General features: G+C 67.8%; 16 protein-coding genes. 7 read left to right on the top strand and 9 right to left on the bottom strand.

The genetic code is table 11. The features are described 5' to 3' along the window. The first annotated feature begins 13 nt into the window (after positions 1–13). From LCHO_RS00960 to LCHO_RS00950, 3 genes are all read left to right on the top strand, one after another. The gene (locus tag LCHO_RS00960) at positions 14–796 is read left to right on the top strand and encodes a Stp1/IreP family PP2C-type Ser/Thr phosphatase (protein ID WP_043704666.1); all 783 of its coding nucleotides are present in this window, start codon (positions 14–16) and stop codon (positions 794–796) included. Positions 797–844: 48 nt separating this feature from the next. Beyond that, positions 845–1,531 carry an FHA domain-containing protein gene (locus LCHO_RS00955; protein ID WP_012345228.1) on the top strand — a complete coding sequence of 229 codons (687 nt, stop codon included), beginning with the start codon at positions 845–847 and terminating at the stop codon, positions 1,529–1,531. A gap of 282 nt (positions 1,532–1,813) precedes the next feature. After that, entirely contained in the window at positions 1,814–2,590 is a 777-nt protein-coding gene (locus LCHO_RS00950) for an MBL fold metallo-hydrolase (protein WP_012345227.1), read from the top strand. Between the two features lie 127 nt (positions 2,591–2,717). On the opposite strand, the gene LCHO_RS00945 is transcribed toward LCHO_RS00950, so the two are convergent. The 3 genes from LCHO_RS00945 to LCHO_RS00935 all read right to left on the bottom strand — a co-directional run bounded on the left by LCHO_RS00945 (position 2,718) and on the right by LCHO_RS00935 (position 6,139). Beyond that, positions 2,718–3,479 carry a sulfite exporter TauE/SafE family protein gene (locus tag LCHO_RS00945; RefSeq protein WP_012345226.1) on the bottom strand — a complete coding sequence of 254 codons (762 nt, stop codon included), beginning with the start codon at positions 3,477–3,479 and terminating at the stop codon, positions 2,718–2,720. A gap of 289 nt (positions 3,480–3,768) precedes the next feature. Next, positions 3,769–5,427 carry a GMC family oxidoreductase gene (locus tag LCHO_RS00940; protein ID WP_012345225.1) on the bottom strand — a complete coding sequence of 553 codons (1,659 nt, stop codon included), beginning with the start codon at positions 5,425–5,427 and terminating at the stop codon, positions 3,769–3,771. A gap of 70 nt (positions 5,428–5,497) precedes the next feature. Further along, entirely contained in the window at positions 5,498–6,139 is a 642-nt protein-coding gene (locus tag LCHO_RS00935) for a MarC family protein (protein ID WP_012345224.1), read from the bottom strand. 288 nt (positions 6,140–6,427) lie between these two features. Here LCHO_RS00935 and LCHO_RS24080 point away from each other — a divergent pair, with 288 nt between their 5' ends. Beyond that, positions 6,428–6,901, top strand: a complete 474-nt coding sequence (locus LCHO_RS24080; protein WP_012345223.1) for an RNA recognition motif domain-containing protein — start codon at positions 6,428–6,430, stop codon at positions 6,899–6,901. Between the two features lie 115 nt (positions 6,902–7,016). Here LCHO_RS24080 and LCHO_RS00925 read toward each other — a convergent pair whose 3' ends face one another. From LCHO_RS00925 to LCHO_RS00910, 4 genes are read right to left on the bottom strand one after another with little or no spacing between them, the layout of a single operon-like run. Continuing rightward, the gene (locus tag LCHO_RS00925; RefSeq protein WP_043703686.1) at positions 7,017–7,799 is read right to left on the bottom strand and encodes an SDR family oxidoreductase; all 783 of its coding nucleotides are present in this window, start codon (positions 7,797–7,799) and stop codon (positions 7,017–7,019) included. Between the two features lie 53 nt (positions 7,800–7,852). Further along, positions 7,853–8,548 carry an LPS export ABC transporter periplasmic protein LptC gene (gene lptC / locus LCHO_RS00920; protein WP_012345221.1) on the bottom strand — a complete coding sequence of 232 codons (696 nt, stop codon included), beginning with the start codon at positions 8,546–8,548 and terminating at the stop codon, positions 7,853–7,855. Between the two features lie 23 nt (positions 8,549–8,571). After that, positions 8,572–9,183 (bottom strand): KdsC family phosphatase, encoded by a 612-nt coding sequence (locus LCHO_RS00915; RefSeq protein ID WP_012345220.1) that lies wholly within the window; start codon positions 9,181–9,183, stop codon positions 8,572–8,574. Between the two features lie 2 nt (positions 9,184–9,185). Beyond that, positions 9,186–10,178, bottom strand: coding sequence for a KpsF/GutQ family sugar-phosphate isomerase (locus LCHO_RS00910; RefSeq protein ID WP_012345219.1), 993 nt, complete (start codon positions 10,176–10,178; stop codon positions 9,186–9,188). Positions 10,179–10,228: 50 nt separating this feature from the next. Between LCHO_RS00910 and LCHO_RS00905 the strand changes: the two genes are divergently transcribed. Beyond that, entirely contained in the window at positions 10,229–12,226 is a 1,998-nt protein-coding gene (locus LCHO_RS00905; protein ID WP_012345218.1) for a monovalent cation:proton antiporter family protein, read from the top strand. 15 nt (positions 12,227–12,241) lie between these two features. Here the strand turns inward: LCHO_RS00905 and LCHO_RS00900 are convergent, their stop codons facing one another. Then, the gene (locus LCHO_RS00900) at positions 12,242–12,643 is read right to left on the bottom strand and encodes a 4a-hydroxytetrahydrobiopterin dehydratase (protein WP_012345217.1); all 402 of its coding nucleotides are present in this window, start codon (positions 12,641–12,643) and stop codon (positions 12,242–12,244) included. Between the two features lie 159 nt (positions 12,644–12,802). Then, on the bottom strand, positions 12,803–13,270 hold the full coding sequence (locus tag LCHO_RS00895; protein WP_012345216.1) for a cyclic nucleotide-binding domain-containing protein: 468 nt from the start codon (positions 13,268–13,270) through the stop codon (positions 12,803–12,805). 645 nt (positions 13,271–13,915) lie between these two features. Here LCHO_RS00895 and nirB point away from each other — a divergent pair. Together nirB and nirD are read left to right on the top strand one after the other, a co-directional pair. Beyond that, positions 13,916–16,450: a nitrite reductase large subunit NirB gene (gene nirB, locus LCHO_RS00890; RefSeq protein WP_012345215.1), complete on the top strand. Its 2,535-nt coding sequence runs from the start codon at positions 13,916–13,918 to the stop codon at positions 16,448–16,450. Positions 16,451–16,464: 14 nt separating this feature from the next. Continuing rightward, complete coding sequence (nirD, locus tag LCHO_RS00885) at positions 16,465–16,830, top strand: nitrite reductase small subunit NirD (RefSeq protein WP_012345214.1); 366 nt, start codon at positions 16,465–16,467, stop codon at positions 16,828–16,830. Positions 16,831–16,853 lie beyond the last annotated feature (23 nt).

Below are 16,853 nucleotides of genomic sequence, written 5' to 3'. Positions count from 1 at the left end.
AAGCACCTCGCCCGTGAGCTTCGAGTTCTATTCCGTGACGGATCGCGGCCGCGCCCGCGCGAACAACGAAGACTCGGTAGCCATCGATGATGCGGCCGCGCTGGCCGTGCTGGCCGATGGCATGGGCGGCTACAACGCCGGCGAAGTCGCCAGCGGCATGGCGACCGCGTTCATCCGCTCGGAACTCGGTCGCTGGCTGACCGAAGCCTCCGAAGAGGTCACCGATCAGGATGCGCGCCGTGCGATGGACGTCTGCGTCGACAACGCCAACCGGGCGATCTTCAACGCCGCCAACTCCAACCCGCAGTACGCCGGCATGGGCACGACGCTGGTCGTCGCCGTGTTCCGAGGGGCCCGGCTGCTGCTGGGTCACATCGGCGACTCGCGGGCCTACCGCTGGCGCGAAGGTCGACTGGTACAGCTGACACGGGACCACTCGCTGCTGCAGGAACAGATCGATGCAGGCCTGATCTCGCCGGAGCAGGCGGCCATGAGCCTCAACAAGAACCTGGTCACCCGCGCGGTGGGCGTGGAAGACATCGTGCTGCTCGAAACGCATCAGCACAGCGTCTCGCCCGACGACTGGATCCTGATGTGCTCCGACGGTCTGTCCGACATGCTCGACGACGAAAGCATCGCCGAGGTGTTGATGAGCCACAACCAGGTGGCGGATGCCGCACATGCGCTTGTTGAGGCAGCCAATGAGGCCGGCGGACGCGATAACATTGCCGTAATACTGGTGGCCGTGCGCGCTGAAGCGTCGGCAGGACGCACCTGGTGGCCTTTCCGGCGTTGAGGGCTCCGGAACCGGGACAAGACAGACCCCCAAGCACAGAGGTCACGCATGCCTAAGCTCGTCGTCTCCCTAGACGGAGTTGTCATCAAGGAAGTCCAGCTCACAAAGGACAAGACGACGCTCGGTCGACGGCCCTATAACGACATCGTGATCGACAACCTGGCAGTGAGCGGCGAACACGCCGTGCTGCAGATGGTCGGGCAGGATGTCTACATCGAAGACCAGAACAGCACCAACGGCACGTACATCAACGGTCGCGCCGTCAAGAAGCAGCTGCTGCAGCACAACGACACGGTCGAGATCGGCAAGTACAAGATCAAGTATCTGGTCGAGGACAGCGCCGACTACGAAAAGACCATGATCCTCAAGCCCGGGCAGATGCCTCCGGGCCTGTCGGCTCGGCCGACACCGCCCACGATGCCGGGCCATCTGCCGCCACCGTCCAACTTCGGCAGCCTCGGGATCTCGACGGTCACCCAGGCGTCGATCCGCGTGCTGTCGGGTGCCGCGGCGGGTCGCGAAGTCGCACTGACCAAGGTCGTGACGACCGTTGGCAAGCCGGGGGTTCAAGTTGCATCGATCACCAAGCGCCCCGGAGGCTACGTGTTCGCACACGTCGAAGGCGTCAATCGGCCGACCGTGAATGGCGCCGCCGTGCACGGCGACCCGGTGCACCTCAAGGACGGCGACGTGATCGAGCTGGCCGGGACACAAATGCAGTTCGTCCAGCCCTGACCCGGGTTCCTGGCTTGCAGATGCGTCCTGCATCAGCCCGCCGGTGACGCGTGCCCTTGTTCACGGCTGCCCCGGGTGCGTGTCGGCGATGGCAAAGACCAGTGCGTTAGTGCTCAGGGGTGCACTTGCACTGGGCTCCCCCGGCAGGCAGCATCACAACCTTTCGCCGGACTGCGGCGGTGATGCCTTCGCGGCAAGGGCCACGAAGAAACCAACCGGGTCATGCGAACACTCTCGCCGCCTCGCCACGCATCCTGCAGCGAGGACAGATCTGGAACTCCGATGAACCTGCGCGTTCTCGGCTGCTCGGGCTCCATCGCCCTGGACTGCCGAACCACTTCTTTCCTGTTGAACGACCGCGTCCTGATCGACGCAGGCACCGGCGTGGGGGACCTCGCGCTGGACGAACTGGCACAGATCGACCACATCCTGATCTCGCATTCGCATCTCGACCACGTGCTCGGCATCCCCTTGCTGGCAGACAGCGTGATGCAGCGCCGGCTCGCTCGCGAAGACTACAAGCCGATCCAGGTTCACGCACTGCCCGCCACCATCGATGCGCTGCGCAGGCACATCTTCAACAACGTGATCTGGCCCGACTTCACGCGCCTGCCGACGCCCGAGCGACCGATCATCGAACTCGTCACGCTCGAGGTCGGTCAACGCCTGAGCCTGTGCAACCTGCCGATCGAGGTGCTGCCGGCCTCCCACACCGTGCCGGCTTGTGGCTTCGGAGTCGCGACCACCTCGGGCTGGTGGATCTACACCGGCGACACGGGCCCCAATCCCGCCCTGTGGCAGACCCTGCGCGGACGGCGGATCGCCCAGCTGGTGATCGAGACCGCCTTCAGCGACGACGAGCGCGCGCTGGCAGAAATCAGTCGCCACCTGTCCCCCAGCATGCTGGCGGCAGAGCTGGCGCAGCTCGATGCGGACACATCGGTGGCCATCACCCATGTCAAGCCCGGCGAGATGGCCGCGGTGACCGGGCAGATCGCCGCGCTCGGCATCGGTCTGACGATCACGGCGCTGACTCGGGGCGATCGTTTCCGCTTCTGAGGCGCCGAACCACGCAGGATGCGCAGCAGTCCCCCGACATGCAGACTGCGAATACGCCGAAGCCCGGCAGGCCGAAAGAGCAGCCATGTTGCGTGTCGATCAGCGGTGCTGAACCGATCCGGCGGCCTCAGAGGCGCCAGGCGTCGTAACCGGTGCGAACGATCAGCACCGAGACCACAACGATGAAGACACCGCGCACGAAACCCGCGCCACGGCGCAGTGCCATGCGCGTGCCGAAGTAGCTGCCCAGCACATTGGCAGCGGCCATGCAGGCAGCCACCAGCCACATGACATGCCCGGTGCCGACGAACAGGCACAGCGCGGCCACGTTGGTCGCCACGTTGAGCAGCTTGGCGCCGGCCGAGGCATGCAGGAAGTCGTAGCCGAGCCACCGCACCATCAGGAAGACAAAGAAACTGCCGGTGCCGGGCCCGAAAAACCCGTCGTAGAACCCGATCACGGCGCCGATCGCAACGCCGATCCAGCGCTCGGCGTGACGGCTCAGCGTCGGCGCATGCACACGACCCAGGTCCTTGCGTGCGAGCGTGTAGAGCAGGACAGCAAGCAGGATGAACGGCAAGGCACGCCGCAGCCCGGTGGTCGGCACCTGCATCACCAGCCAGGCGCCACCGGCCGCGCCGAGGAAGGCCGCCAGCGCGGCCGGCCCGAGGGTGCTCCAGTTCATCTGCACACGGCGCGCGTAGAGCCGCGCCGCCCAGGCCGTCCCCCACACGGACGCCGCCTTGTTGGTGCCGAACAGCGTCGCCGGCGGCGCGCCGGGAAACACCGTGAACAGCGCCGGCACCAGCACCAGCCCGCCGCCGCCGACGATCGCATCGACAAATCCGGCCAGCCCGGAGGCCAGCGTCACCAGCAGCAGATCGACCATGTGGATGAGGCTTCAAAAAAGAAAAGGCGCCGGTGTGAACCGGCGCCTTTCAATTGTCGCCTGTGCGCTCGGGGCGCTGAATTTGTCTTGGCCGGGCTCGCTCTGATAGTGATATTTGCGAACGCCTGCCAACCTTGCGTGAGTCTGTCTCCTCAGCACCTCGCTCTGGCAAGATGCTGCTTGAGCACCTGTTGCGAGTCGCAAAAATATATAGGGAACCGGCCTCCCTACACATCAGGGCTTACCCGCACCGAATGGGTGCAAGCGCTGGAAGTGGCACCGCGGGCCCTCACGCAACCGCACTTGCGCGGATCCACTCGGCAGCGCGCTCGGCAATCATCAGGGTCGGCGAGTTGGTGTTGCCGCTGGTGATGCTGGGCATCACGCTGGCATCCACCACGCGCAGGCCGCTCACGCCACGCACCCGCAACCGGCTGTCGACGACCGACATCGGATCGTCATCGCGGCCCATCCGGCAGGTGCCGATCGGGTGAAAGATGGTGGTCGCGATGTCACCGGCGAGCCGGGCCAGGTCCTCGTCGCTCTGGAACTGCACGCCAGGCTTGATTTCTTCAGGCTTGAACTTCGCGAGTGCCGGCTGGGCGACGATGTGCCGCGTCAGGCGCAGCGACTCGGCCGCCACCTGTCGATCGGCCGCCGTGGACAGGTAATTGGCAAGGATCGCCGGCGCGTCTTCGTGACGTGGCGAGCGGATGCGCACGTGCCCGCGCGAGGTCGGGTTGAGGTTGCAGACGCTGGCCGTGAAGGCATTGAAGCGGTGCAGGGGCTGACCGAAGGCATCGAGCGACAGCGGTTGCACGTGGTACTCGATGTTCGGGTGCGGCAGGCCGGCCACCGAACGCGTGAACGCGCCGAGCTGTGAGGGCGCCATGCTCATCGGGCCGCTGCGATGCAACAGGTATTCCAGCCCGATGCGCGCCTTGCCCCACCAGCTGTCGACCATCGTGTTGAGCGTGCGGGTGCCGCTGACCTGATAGACCGAACGGATCTGCAGATGATCCTGCAGGTTCTCGCCGACACCCGGCAGGTGGTGCTGCACCGTGACACCCTTGTCCTGCAGCAGCTCGCCCGGCCCGATGCCGGAGAGTTGCAGCACCTGCACGCTGCCGATGCTGCCGGCGCTGAGCAGCACCTCGCCGCTGGCCCGCACCGTCTCGATGCCGTGCGGGGTCACGACCTCGACCCCCGCACAGCGCTGACGACCGTCGGGCATCGGTTCCAGCAGCAGGCGGCTGACCTGCACGCCGGTCCACATCTCGAAGTTGGGGCGGCCATAGCAGGTCGGGCGCAGAAAGGCCTTGGCGGTGTTCCAGCGCAACCCCTTGCGCTGATTGACCTCGAAGTAGCCGACGCCCTCGTTGTCGCCGCGGTTGAAGTCGTCGGTCGCGGGGATGCCGGCCTGCTGGGCGGCCTGCGAAAAGGCGTCGAGGATGTCCCAGCGCAGCCGCTGGCGTTCGATCCGCCACTCGCCGCCACCGCCATGCGCGGCTGCGAACTCGGCGCTCACGGGTTCGGCCTGTTTGGCATCGAATCGCCAGTGGTCTTCATGCCGCTTGAAGTAGGGCAGGCAGTCCTGCCAGCCCCAACCGGCATCGCCCGTCTCCTGAGCCCAGCGGTCGTAGTCGCGCGACTGGCCGCGCATGTAGATCATGCCGTTGATGCTCGAACTGCCGCCCAGCACCTTGCCGCGCGGATAGCGCAAGGAGCGGCCATTCAGGCCGGGATCGGCCTCGGTCTGGTAGAGCCAGTCGGTGCGCGGGTTGCCGATGCAGTGAAGGTAGCCCACGGGGACGTGGATCCAGTGGTAGTCGTCGCGTCCGCCGGCCTCCAGCAGCAGCACGCGCCGATGCGGATCGGCACTCAGGCGATTGGCGAGCAGGCAGCCGGCGGTTCCGGCACCGATGATGATGTAGTCGAAGGTGGGCATGAGAGAAGTCGGATCTGGAAAATGGGCCAGCGTGACGAGGCTGCGGCGGCAAGCCGTCGCAGCGCGACGTTCAGCGAGCCAGGTGCGAGGCCAGCACCGGAAACAGCTTGGTCAGCCCTTCGGCCATGATTTCCACCGCCAGGGCGGCCAAGATCAGCCCCATCAGGCGCGTCATCACGTTGATGCCGGTCTGTCCGAGCAGGCGCGCGATGCGCCCTGCAGCCGAAAAGGCGATGAAGGTCGCCAGCCCGACCACCACCCCGTAGCCGACCAGGGCGGCAAGCTGCCACCAGTGGCGAGCGTGGTCGGCGTAGATGACCATCGTCGAGATGGTCGCCGGGCCGGTCAGCAGCGGAATGGTCAGCGGCACCACGGCGATGCTGGCTCCGGCATCGGCTTTCTGTTCACCCTCGCTGACGTCCTCCTTGCGCGTCTCGGCCGGCTGGGCGTTGAGCATCTGCAGCGCGCTGATCAGCAGCAGGGTGCCACCACCGACCTGGAAGGAGGCGAGCGAGATCCCGAAGAATTCGATCACCTGCAGGCCGGCCAGGGCGCTGACCGAGATCACGACAAACGCCGTGAAGCTCGACACGCGGATCGTGTGGCGACGCTGCCGATCGTCCAGATGACGCGTGAAGTGGATGAAAAACGGCACCACGCCGATCGGGTTGACGATGGCAAGCAAGGCGATCAACGGTTTGAGCAGGTCCATCGCGCCGATTCTGGCTGCAGTGCAGGCCGCATCCGCCGCAGATTTCCCCAGATCGCCCCCGGGGAAGCCCGCAAATGCGCGTGCACCACGAGGAAACGGGCCTTTTTGTCAGGCGCACTTACAACACTTCGCGATCCGGACGAGCACACAGGGCTTGACTGTCACGCATAATGGTCGCTCGTGTCTGGATGCGTGCGCCTTCTCTGTTCCTTGGAATGAGTGCTGGCTGTAGCTCCGCCACTTGGTTCTCCAGTACCTCGGTACTTGTTTCTTGAAAGGCGCTCTCCAATGGGCAACAAGCTTTACGTGGGCAACCTTGCCTACAGCGTTCGTGACGAAGATCTGAACGAGGCGTTCTCGCAATTTGGTGCGGTCAACTCGGCCAAGGTCATGATGGACCGTGAAACCGGTCGCTCAAAAGGCTTCGGTTTCGTCGAAATGGGTTCGGATCCCGAAGCCCAAGCCGCGATCAACGGCCTGAACGGCCAGGCAATCGGTGGCCGCGCCATCGTCGTCAACGAGGCCCGTCCTCGTGAAGACAAGCCGGGCGGTTTCCGCAGCCCCTACGGTGGTGGCGGTGCTGGCGGCGGCGGTGGTCGCAGTGGTGGTGGCGGCTACGGTGGTGGTGGCGGTGCCGGCGGCGGCGGTGGTGGCGGCTTCCGTAGCCCCTACGGCGGTGGCGGCGGCGGCGGTGGTGGCCGCAGCGGTGGCGGCGGTGGTCGCAGCGGTGGTGGCGGCGGCTACGGCGGCGGCGGTTACTGAGCGATACCCGATTGAAGGCGGCCTTGCCTGGCAAGCCGCTCTTTGATCCAGAAAGGTGCCAGACCCTCAGGGTTCGGCACCTTTTTTCATGGGCGATGCCGATGTCGACGCAGGCTCATTCACTTCGCCGCTTCTTGCGCGCACGGCCGGCCATCGCCCGGTCGTAGATCGCATCGGGCAGGCACCGCAGGAGCTTGGCGACCCAGCCCATCTGCCACGGAATGACGCGCCAGCGATCGGCCGCGTCGATCGCACGGATCGCCCTTGCGGCGAATGCCGGGGCAGACATCATGAACGGCATCGGATAGGGGTTCTGGCGCGTGAGCGGCGTGTCGACAAAGCCGGGCAGCAAGGTCACGACACGCACGCCGTCGGAGCGCAACTCCAGGCGCAGGCTTTCGCAATAGCTCGCCACCGCCGCCTTGCTGGCGCAATAGCCGCCGTGACCCGGCATGCCACGGATGGCGCCGACACTCGCCACCCCGACCAGCGTGCCACGCCGCGCGAGCCGCATCGCAGCGATGAACGGGTGAAAGGTGGCGGCCATGCCAACGTTGTTGGTGGCGTAGATCTCGCGCAGCACATCCAGATCGGAACGTTCGGCCGTGTCGATGCCGACGCTGATGCCGGCGTTGGCGATCACGACGTCGGGCAGCCCGCATTCGAGCAGGCAACGCTGGCCAGCGTCGACGATGGCGTCGATGTCCTGGACGTCGGCACCATAGACCGCCACACGCGCAGGATCGAGCTGCTGCTCACGAACCCAGGCCTGCATCACCTCGGCGCGGCGTGCCACCAGGGCCAGGCGCCAGCCACGCTGCGCATAGGCGCTGGCAAGCGCCTGGCCGATGCCGCTGGAGGCACCGGTGATGACAACCAGGGGCGCATCGGTCGGCATGGGCAATTGCGTCTCAGGCATCGGGCCAGTCAAACCGGGCAGCCGGCGATGAATCAGGGCAGCGAGCGACTCAGTTCGGTGGGCAGGATGCGGCCCTGCACGCCACCTCCCAGCGTGACCACGCGCTGCGGATGGTCGTAGATGATCGACGCGGCATCGAAGATGTTGTCGCCCTGGCGCAGCCGTACCGGACGGTCGCTGCGCACCTGGCCGTTGCGGGTGTCGAAGACGAGGACGTCGCTGATGAACTCGAACGGGCTGGTCTCGCCCGGTGCCGGATCCCGCACCACCCGCGCCCCGCCCTCCAGGCGCACCAGGCTGCCGTCGCCCTCTGCGACGGCGCGGGCGGCCGAGGCACGGATGGCCTGCCCGCCCGGATCCGTCCACTGCACCCGGACGCCGTCGATCACCAGTTGATCGGTGACGGGGAAATGCCGCACCACGTCCCCCTCGATCACGCCCTGCGCCGGACCGGCCGCGGTGTAGTGCTGGATCGAAAAACCGCGCATCTCGTAATCGGGCTCGGCGGTGGGCGCCGCGACACCGGCATCGGGCTCGATCACCGGCGTCTGCCGGACCAGCCAGCCGGTGGCCACGGCGACGACCGCCATCAGCAGCACCGAGAGGTACTTCAGCAAGCCCGCACGCAGCCGGGCGCGCCAGGGCAACGGCCGGTTCGCCGCATCATCGGGCGAGCGCGAGACCAGCGGCGGCAGGGGCAGCGGCAGCGGGCCGGTGTCGTTGTCCATCGGAAGAGGCGCCAGCAGCAGCGTCAGGTCGCCGCGCTGTCGAGGGTGACGAGGTGGCCGTCGAGCAGCGCCGCGTAACGACCGGCCGCCATCAGCAGCAGGTCGCAGAACTCGCGCGCCGCACCGTGGCCGCCACGGGCCTCGGTGACGTGATGGGCCACCGACCGCACCTCGACGTGAGCGTTGACCGGAGCGCAGGCAAAGGCACAGCGCGTCATCAGCGGCAGGTCGGGCCAGTCGTCGCCCAGCACGGCGAGCGACTGCCAGCTCGCACCCATGTCGGCCAGCAACACGGCAGCGGCGGCCAGCTTGTCGTGCACGCCGAACAGCGCCCGGCCGACCCCCAGGTCGGCACAACGCCGCCGCACCGCCGGCGAGTCGCGGCCGGTGATCACCACCGGCGTGATGCCGCCGCTGGCCAGCAGCTTGATGCCCTGGCCGTCGAGCGTGTTGAAGGCCTTGACGCCCTCGCCGTCGGCGCCGATGTAGATGCGCCCGTCGGTCAGGCAGCCGTCGACATCGAAGATCGCGACCTGCACGCCCTGCGCCTGCAGCAGCAGTGCCGGGTCGAAGCGGCATTGCGCCTGCACGGGGCGGCCTGCCGGGATCGATGCCGCAGCGTTCGGTTCGGTCATGCTCAGATCACCTTGGCGCGCATCAGGTCGTTGGTGTTGATCGCGCCCACCAGCAGGCCCTGCGCGTCGCTCACCAGCAAGGTCGTGACACGGGCCTCTTCCATCAGGCCGGCCGCCTCGACCGCCAGGGCGTCCTCGCGCACGGTGCGCGCGCCGGCATGCATCACGCCGCGGGCATCGCGCTCGCGCAGGTCGATGCCAGCCTCGATGGCGCGGCGCAGATCGCCGTCGGTGAAGATGCCGATCGCGCGGCCGTCTTCGTCGACCACGGCCGTCGTGCCCAGGCCCTTGGCGCTCATCTCGCGCATGACGTCGAGGAAGCCGGTGTCGGGGCGCACACGCGGCACCGCGTCGCCGCTGCGCATGATGTCGCGCACATGGGTCAGCAGCTTGCGGCCCAGCGAGCCGCCCGGGTGCGAGCGGGCGAAGTCCTCGGCCCGGAAGCCGCGCGCATCGAGCAGCGCCACCGCCAGCGCGTCACCGAGCGCCAGCTGCGCCGTGGTGCTGGCGGTGGGCGCGAGGTTGAGCGGACAGGCCTCCTGGGTGACGCGGTTGGACAGCACCAGGTCGGCATGCGAGGCCAGCGTCGACTCGGCCCGGCCGGTCATCGCCACCAGCGTGACGCCCAAGCGCTTGAGCGCGGGCAGGATCGCCGCCAGTTCGTCGCTCTCGCCCGAGTTGGAGATCGCCAGCACGACATCGCCGCGCGTGACCATGCCGAGGTCGCCGTGGCTGGCCTCGCCCGGGTGCACGAACATCGCCGGCGTGCCGGTCGACGCCAGCGTGGCGGCGATCTTGCGGCCCACATGGCCGCTCTTGCCCATGCCCATCACGACCACGCGGCCCTGGCAGGCGAGCATCGCCTGCACCGTCTCGGCGAAGGACGCGCCTTGCTGCGGCTGCAGATCGCGCAGGGCATCGGCCTCGATCTGCAGGGTCTGGCGTGCCATCCGGATGGCACGTTCGGCGTCGAAGGGGGAGCTGCTGGCAGACATGGGCCGCTCGGCCGGGTTGCGGCGTGATTTAGGATGACGGGATTCTAGTGATGGCCAGCACCCTCGAACTCGCTCTCCTCTATCTGCTTGCCGCGGTGCTCGGTGTGGTCGGCTGCCGTCTGCTGAAGTTGCCGGCGATGCTCGGCTACCTGATCGTCGGCGTGCTGATCGGCCCCAATGCGCTGGCCCTGGCGCGCGATTCGGTGGGCGTGAGCTACCTGGCCGAGTTCGGCGTGGTGTTCCTGATGTTCGTCATCGGGCTCGAGTTCAACCTGCCCAAGCTGCGCAGCATGTGGCGACTGGTGTTCGGGCTCGGCATGGGCCAGGTGACGCTGACGATTCTGGGCGCGGTGATCGGCAACGTCCTGCTGACCTGGCTGTTCAGCATGGCGGCACGCCCCTGGGAACTGCACTGGACCGGCGCGGTGGCGCTGGGCGCGGCGCTCGCGATGTCGAGCACCGCCATCGTCGCCCGGATGATGGCCGAGCGGCTCGAACTCGAAAGCGAACACGGTCGCCGGGTCATGGGCGTGCTGCTGTTCCAGGATCTGGCCGTGGTGCCGCTGCTGGTGCTGATCCCCTCGCTGGCGCAAGGTGGCGACGACCTCTGGCGCACCCTCGGCCTGGCGCTGGTCAAGGCCGTGGTACTGCTCGGTGTGCTGCTGTGGGGCGGCCAGCGGGCGATGCGCTGGTGGCTCACGCGGGTGGCCAAGCGCAAGAGCGAAGAGCTGTTCATCCTGAACCTGCTGCTGATCACGCTGGGCCTGGCCTGGCTGACCGAACACGCCGGTCTGTCACTGGCGCTGGGCGCCTTCGTCGCCGGCATGCTGATCGCCGAGACCGAATACAAGCACCAGGTCGAGACCGACATCCGCCCGTTCCACGACGTGCTGCTCGGGCTGTTCTTCATCACCGTGGGCATGAAGCTCGACTGGCGCCCGGTGCTCGAACGCTGGGATCTGGTGCTGCTGCTGAGCACCGCGCCGCTGCTGGCCAAGGGCGTGCTGGTGACGCTGCTGGCGCGCGCGTTCGGCGCGACGCCAGGGGTGGCGATCCGCACCGGCCTGTACCTGGCGCAGGCGGGCGAGTTCGGTTTCGTGCTGCTGTCGCTGGGCGCCGAGCAGCACCTCATCGCCGCCCGCTGGATGAGCCCGGTGCTGGCCTCGATGGTGCTGTCGATGCTGGCCGCGCCGTTCCTGATCCTGCACAGCAACCGCATCGTGATGCGCCTGGCCGCGAGCGACTGGCTGATGCAGTCGGTGCAGCTGACCACCATCGCCAAGAAATCGATCCGCACCGAGGCACACGTGATCATCTGCGGCTACGGCCGCGCCGGCCAGAACCTGGCGCGCCTGCTCGACCAGGAACACATCCCCTACATGGCGCTCGACCTCGACCCCGACCGCGTGCGCCAGGCCGCGGCGGCGGGCCAGAGCGTGGTGTTCGGCGACGCCGCGCGGCTGCAGAGCCTGATGGCCGCCGGCCTGGCGCGTGCCAGCGCGGTGGTGGTCAGCTACCACGACACGTCCTCGGCCCTGAAGGTGCTGCACCACGTCAACGAACACGCCGCCCACGTGCCGGTGGTGGTGCGCACGATCGACGACACCGACCTCGAGAAACTGCGCGCCGCCGGCGCCACCGAGGTCGTGCCCGAGGCGATCGAGGGTTCGCTGATGCTGGCCAACCATGCGCTGGCGCTGGTGGGCGTGCCGATGCGGCGCGTGCTTCGCATCACCCAGGACGCCCGTGACGCACGCTACAGCCTGCTGCGCGGCTATTTCCACGGCATCGACGACGACACCGTGCAGGAGCTCGAACAGGAGCGGCTGCTGTCGGTCAGCCTGCCGGCCGGGGCACCGACCGTCGGCCACGAACTCGGCGATCTGGCCTTGCAGGCGCTCGGCGTGGCGGTGATCTCGCTGCGCCGCGCCAGCGGCCAGGTTCAGGACGCCACCGATGCACTGCAACTGCGCGGCGGCGACGTGCTGGTGCTGCGCGGCCTGCCCGAACCGCTCGCGCTGGCCGAAAGCCGGCTGCTCAAGGGCTGAGCCGCCGGCCGCGAATCAGTCCGTGCCACCCGGCGCCGGCGTGTCGTACCGGATGTAGCGCAGCCGCGGGTCGCTGTTGGGCGTGCCCTCGAGCACAGAGTCGGGCTCCAGCGCCGGCTGCCAGCCGATCACCTGCTCGATCTTGCTGGCCAGCGCCAGATCCTTCTCGGTGATGCCGCCGGCCGAGTGGGTGCTCAGCTTGACGTCGACCGCCGCATACGACACCGACAGATCGGGGTGGTGCCAGGCCGCCTCGGCGAGATGACCGATGGCATTGACCACCATCAGCGTGCTCTTCCAGCCGCTGGTGCGCCAGCGGCGGAACAGCCGGCCGTGTTCGATCGACCAGTGCGGCAGCTCGAGCGGCAGCCGGCTGCGCAACTGCTCCTCGCTCAGCACGGCAGGGCTGGGATTCATGGCGGCTCTCCAGGGCAAGACGATGGGGACAGCTTGCCGCAGCTTCGAAGCGCCCGCATGGCTGCGCTGCCATTCTCCGCACTGCCCGAACAGGCATCGCCCGCGCGACCGGACGTGATGCGGCCGCGCCGCGCGGGTCAGGCCGGGTCGGGTCGGGAATCAGGCCGCCGCGATCTGGTGGTTCATGTTGGCGCGCAAGCGGGCGGCCATCACGGCGCCGGAGGCACGCAGGAACTCGATCGCGATCGCCGGCGCACGCGCGGCGAGTTCCTCGAAGCGCGGCAGGTGCATCGCCCAGACCGTCGTGGCCGTCATGGCCTCGACGTTGGCCGAGTGCGGCTGATCGCTGAACAACCCGGTCTCGCCGGCCAATGAGCCGGGGCGCAGCAGCGCGATGCGACTGGTGGCGCCCGAACCGGTGTTGCGATAGACCTGCAAGGTGCCCAGCGCCAGGAAATAGGCGGTCCGATCGGCGTCGCCCTGCTTGATCAGCAGGTCGCCGGCACGCATCTGGTAAGCCGCCAGGTAGGAGCCCAGCGTGCGCCATTGCATGACATCCAGGCGCGCATGAAAGGCGTCGTCGGTGTTGAGCGACTGCACCGCCTGCATCAGATCTTCGATTCCCATCCAGCTCTCCATTGGCACCCGCGCACATCAGTCGCAGCGGACGACAAAATGTAACAAAATCGACCGCATCCGGCCAGCAGCGGCCAGAACGCGCCGGTCGACGAATGCGCAATCTTGGCACCGACGGCCCTCGCCACGAGAGAAACACGACACCGTGAGCAGGGCTGCGGCGGAAACCGTGATCTCGCCGGCCGACGCACCCGCGCGCACATGGCACCGCAACAGTGCGCGCACACCCGAAGCACCTCGTGGGTGGTGCAAGAAGACTCGACCTTGGTGCATCCGGTCCGGTCTGCAGCGTCGAGACGCGGGCCGCTCGACTTTGGCACGACGATTGCAAAGACCTGCCTCGTCACGAAGCCGATGGGCCATCGTGAACCGAGTCACCGGACTCTCCATGTCTGCCAGGTTCGCTGCAGCGACGATGTCGTCGCTCATCAAGGCTAAAGCCAGCCTCTGCGCGAACCCGGGCCCGACCCCTGGCCTTGCAGCCCCTGCGGCGGCGCACCGATGCGCCGCACGACGCCTGCCCGTGCCATGCCGTCGTGCGCCCGGCGCCTTACCCCCAAGACCCCGTCCACCTTCAGCGGCGCCGATGCCATTCGGCGACGCCGAAGTCATCCGACATCACCGAAGCAGCACACCATGAAAATCCTCGTCATCGGCCACGGCATGGTCGGGCACAAGTTCCTGGAGAGCCTGGACGCCTCGGGTCTGCGCGACGCGCGGGTCACCGTCCTGTGCGAGGAGCCGCGCCCGGCCTACGACCGCGTGCACCTGTCGGAGTTCTTCTCCGGCAAGGCCGCCGAGGACCTGTCGCTGGTGGCGCCGGGTTTCTTCGAGCGCGACAACGTGCTGCTGCGCCTGAACACCCGCGCCGTGGCGATCGACCGCGCCGGCAAGACCGTCACCACCGCCGCCGGCGAGGTGCTGGCCTACGACAAGCTGGTGATCGCGACCGGCTCCTACCCCTTCGTGCCGCCGCTGCCGGGCAAGGACCGCACCGACTGCTTCGTCTACCGCACCATCGAGGACCTGGAGGGCATGCTCGAATGCGGCAGCCGCTCCAAGAGCGGCGTCGTCATCGGCGGCGGGCTGCTGGGCCTGGAATGCGCCAAGGCGCTGCGCGACATGAAGCTGCAGACCCACGTGGTCGAGTTCTCGCCGCACCTGATGGCGCTGCAGGTCGACGAGGCCGGTGGCCGCACGCTGCGCGCCAAGATCGAGAAACTCGGCGTGGGCGTGCACACGCAGAAGAACACGGTCGAGATCGTCGACGGCGAAACCGCCCGCCACCGCATGGTGTTCGCCGACGGCAGCCAGCTCGAGACCGACATGATCGTGTTCTCGGCCGGCATCCGTCCGCGTGACGAGATCGCGCGCCAGTGCGGCCTCGAGGTCGGCCCGCGCGGCGGCATCGTGATCGACAACCGCTGCCGCACCAGCGACGCCGACATCTACGCGATCGGCGAGTGCGCGCTCTGGAACGGCCAGATCTTCGGCCTGGTGGCGCCGGGCTACGAGATGGCCCGTGTCGCCGCGCGGCAGCTGGCCGGCGAGGCGGCGGCCGAGTTCGGCGGCGCCGACATGAGCACCAAGCTCAAGCTGATGGGCGTGGACGTGGCGAGCATCGGCGACGCCATGGGCAAGACGCCCGGCAGCCGCGCCTACCAGTTCAACGACGAGCGCAAGCAGGTCTACAAGAAGCTGGTGGTGTCCGAGTGCGGCAAGCACCTGCTGGGCGCCGTGCTGGTGGGCGACGCGGCCGAATACGGCACGCTGCTGCAGATGGCGCTCAACCGCATCGAACTGCCCGAGGCGCCCGAATTCCTGATCCTGCCGAGCAGCGACGGCCAGGCCAGGCCCGCACTGGGCGTCGACGCGCTGCCGGACTCGGCGCAGATCTGCTCGTGCAACAACGTCAGCAAGGGCCAGTTGTGCGCGGCGGTGGCCGGCGGCGCCAGCACCATCGGCGAACTCAAGGCCTGCACCCAGGCCGGCACCGCCTGCGGCGGCTGCGTGCCGCTGGTGACGCAGGTCATGAAGGCCGAGATGAAGAAGCAGGGCCTGGCGGTCAACAACCACCTGTGCGAGCACTTCGCCTACTCGCGCCAGGAGCTGTTCCACATCATCAAGGTCGAGGGCATCCGCAGCTTCGACGAACTGCTGCGCCGCCACGGCAAAGGCCTGGGCTGCGATGTCTGCAAGCCGGTGGCGGCCTCGATCCTGGCCTCGGTCTGGAACGACTTCATCCTGAAGAAGGAACTGGCCGGCCTGCAGGACTCGAACGACTACTTCCTGGGCAACATCCAGAAGGACGGCACCTACTCGGTGGTGCCGCGCATGGCCGGCGGCGAGGTCACGCCCGACGGCCTGATCGCGGTCGGCCAGGTGGCCAAGAAGTACGGCCTGTACACCAAGATCACCGGCGGCCAGCGGGTCGACCTGTTCGGCGCCCGCGTCGATCAGCTGCCGTCGATCTGGGAGGAACTGATCGCCGCAGGCTTCGAGTCGGGCCATGCGTACGGCAAGTCGCTGCGCACGGTCAAGAGCTGCGTCGGCTCGACCTGGTGCCGCTACGGCGTGGCCGACAGCGTGGGCCTGGCGATCGAGCTGGAGAACCGCTACAAGGGCCTGCGCGCACCGCACAAGATCAAGTTCGGCGTCTCGGGCTGCACCCGCGAATGCGCCGAGGCGCAGGGCAAGGACGTCGGCGTGATCGCCACCGAGAAGGGCTGGAACCTGTACGTGTGCGGCAACGGCGGCATGAAGCCGCGCCATGCCGAGCTGCTGGCCTCGGACCTGTCGAAGCAGGAGCTGATCCGCTACATCGACCGCTTCCTGATGTTCTACATCCGCACCGCCGACCGCCTGCAGCGCACCAGCGTCTGGCGCGACAACCTCGAAGGTGGCCTCGACTACCTCAAGCAGGTCGTCCTGCACGACAAGCTGGGCCTGGCGGCCGAACTCGAGGCCGACATGCAGAACGTGGTCGACACCTACGTGTGCGAGTGGAAGAACGCGGTCACCCACCCCGAGACGCGCAAGCGCTTCCGCCAGTTCGTCAACAGCGACCGCACCGACCCGAACGTCATCTTCATCCAGGAGCGCGGCCAGATCCGCCCCGCCACGCCCGACGAGCGCGAGGCCCGCGCGGCCGATGCCGAACTGACCGCCTGACCCCGGAGCACCCCATGAATCACGACACGCAAGACCTCGACAAGAGCACCTGGAGCCCGGTGTGCTCGCTCGACGACATCGTTCCCAACACCGGCGTCTGCGCCCTGGTGGGCGAGCGGCAGGTGGCGGTGTTCCACCTCGACCGCAGCGACAGCGACGACGAGCGCCTGTTCGCGATCGACAACTTCGACCCCGGCTCGCAGGCCGGCGTGCTCTCGCGTGGGCTGGTGGGCTGCCTGGGCGGGCGCATCGTCGTCGCCTCGCCGATCTACAAGCACCACTTCGATCTGCGTAGCGGCGAATGCCTGGAAACCCCCGAGCACTCGGTCAACGCCTATCCGGTGCGCGTGCAGGACCGGCAGATCTGGGTCGCGGTCTGAGCCACCCGGCCGGCAATCCGGCG

Source organism: Leptothrix cholodnii SP-6 (assembly GCF_000019785.1).
GTDB classification, from domain to species: Bacteria; Pseudomonadota; Gammaproteobacteria; order Burkholderiales; family Burkholderiaceae_C; genus Sphaerotilus; species Sphaerotilus cholodnii.
This window is presented reverse-complemented; position numbering and strand designations above follow the sequence as displayed.

Coding starts and splice junctions, on each gene's coding strand:
- LCHO_RS00955 (WP_012345228.1), top strand. CDS start 845: ATGCCTAAGCTCGTCGTCTCCCTAGACGGAGTTGTCATCAAGGAAGTC.
- LCHO_RS00950 (WP_012345227.1), top strand. CDS start 1,814: ATGAACCTGCGCGTTCTCGGCTGCTCGGGCTCCATCGCCCTGGACTGC.
- LCHO_RS00945 (WP_012345226.1), bottom strand. CDS start 3,479: ATGGTCGATCTGCTGCTGGTGACGCTGGCCTCCGGGCTGGCCGGATTT.
- LCHO_RS00940 (WP_012345225.1), bottom strand. CDS start 5,427: ATGCCCACCTTCGACTACATCATCATCGGTGCCGGAACCGCCGGCTGC.
- LCHO_RS00935 (WP_012345224.1), bottom strand. CDS start 6,139: ATGGACCTGCTCAAACCGTTGATCGCCTTGCTTGCCATCGTCAACCCG.
- LCHO_RS24080 (WP_012345223.1), top strand. CDS start 6,428: ATGGGCAACAAGCTTTACGTGGGCAACCTTGCCTACAGCGTTCGTGAC.
- LCHO_RS00925 (WP_043703686.1), bottom strand. CDS start 7,799: ATGCCGACCGATGCGCCCCTGGTTGTCATCACCGGTGCCTCCAGCGGC.
- lptC (WP_012345221.1), bottom strand. CDS start 8,548: ATGGACAACGACACCGGCCCGCTGCCGCTGCCCCTGCCGCCGCTGGTC.
- LCHO_RS00915 (WP_012345220.1), bottom strand. CDS start 9,183: ATGACCGAACCGAACGCTGCGGCATCGATCCCGGCAGGCCGCCCCGTG.
- LCHO_RS00910 (WP_012345219.1), bottom strand. CDS start 10,178: ATGTCTGCCAGCAGCTCCCCCTTCGACGCCGAACGTGCCATCCGGATG.
- LCHO_RS00905 (WP_012345218.1), top strand. CDS start 10,229: ATGGCCAGCACCCTCGAACTCGCTCTCCTCTATCTGCTTGCCGCGGTG.
- LCHO_RS00900 (WP_012345217.1), bottom strand. CDS start 12,643: ATGAATCCCAGCCCTGCCGTGCTGAGCGAGGAGCAGTTGCGCAGCCGG.
- LCHO_RS00895 (WP_012345216.1), bottom strand. CDS start 13,270: ATGGGAATCGAAGATCTGATGCAGGCGGTGCAGTCGCTCAACACCGAC.
- nirB (WP_012345215.1), top strand. CDS start 13,916: ATGAAAATCCTCGTCATCGGCCACGGCATGGTCGGGCACAAGTTCCTG.
- nirD (WP_012345214.1), top strand. CDS start 16,465: ATGAATCACGACACGCAAGACCTCGACAAGAGCACCTGGAGCCCGGTG.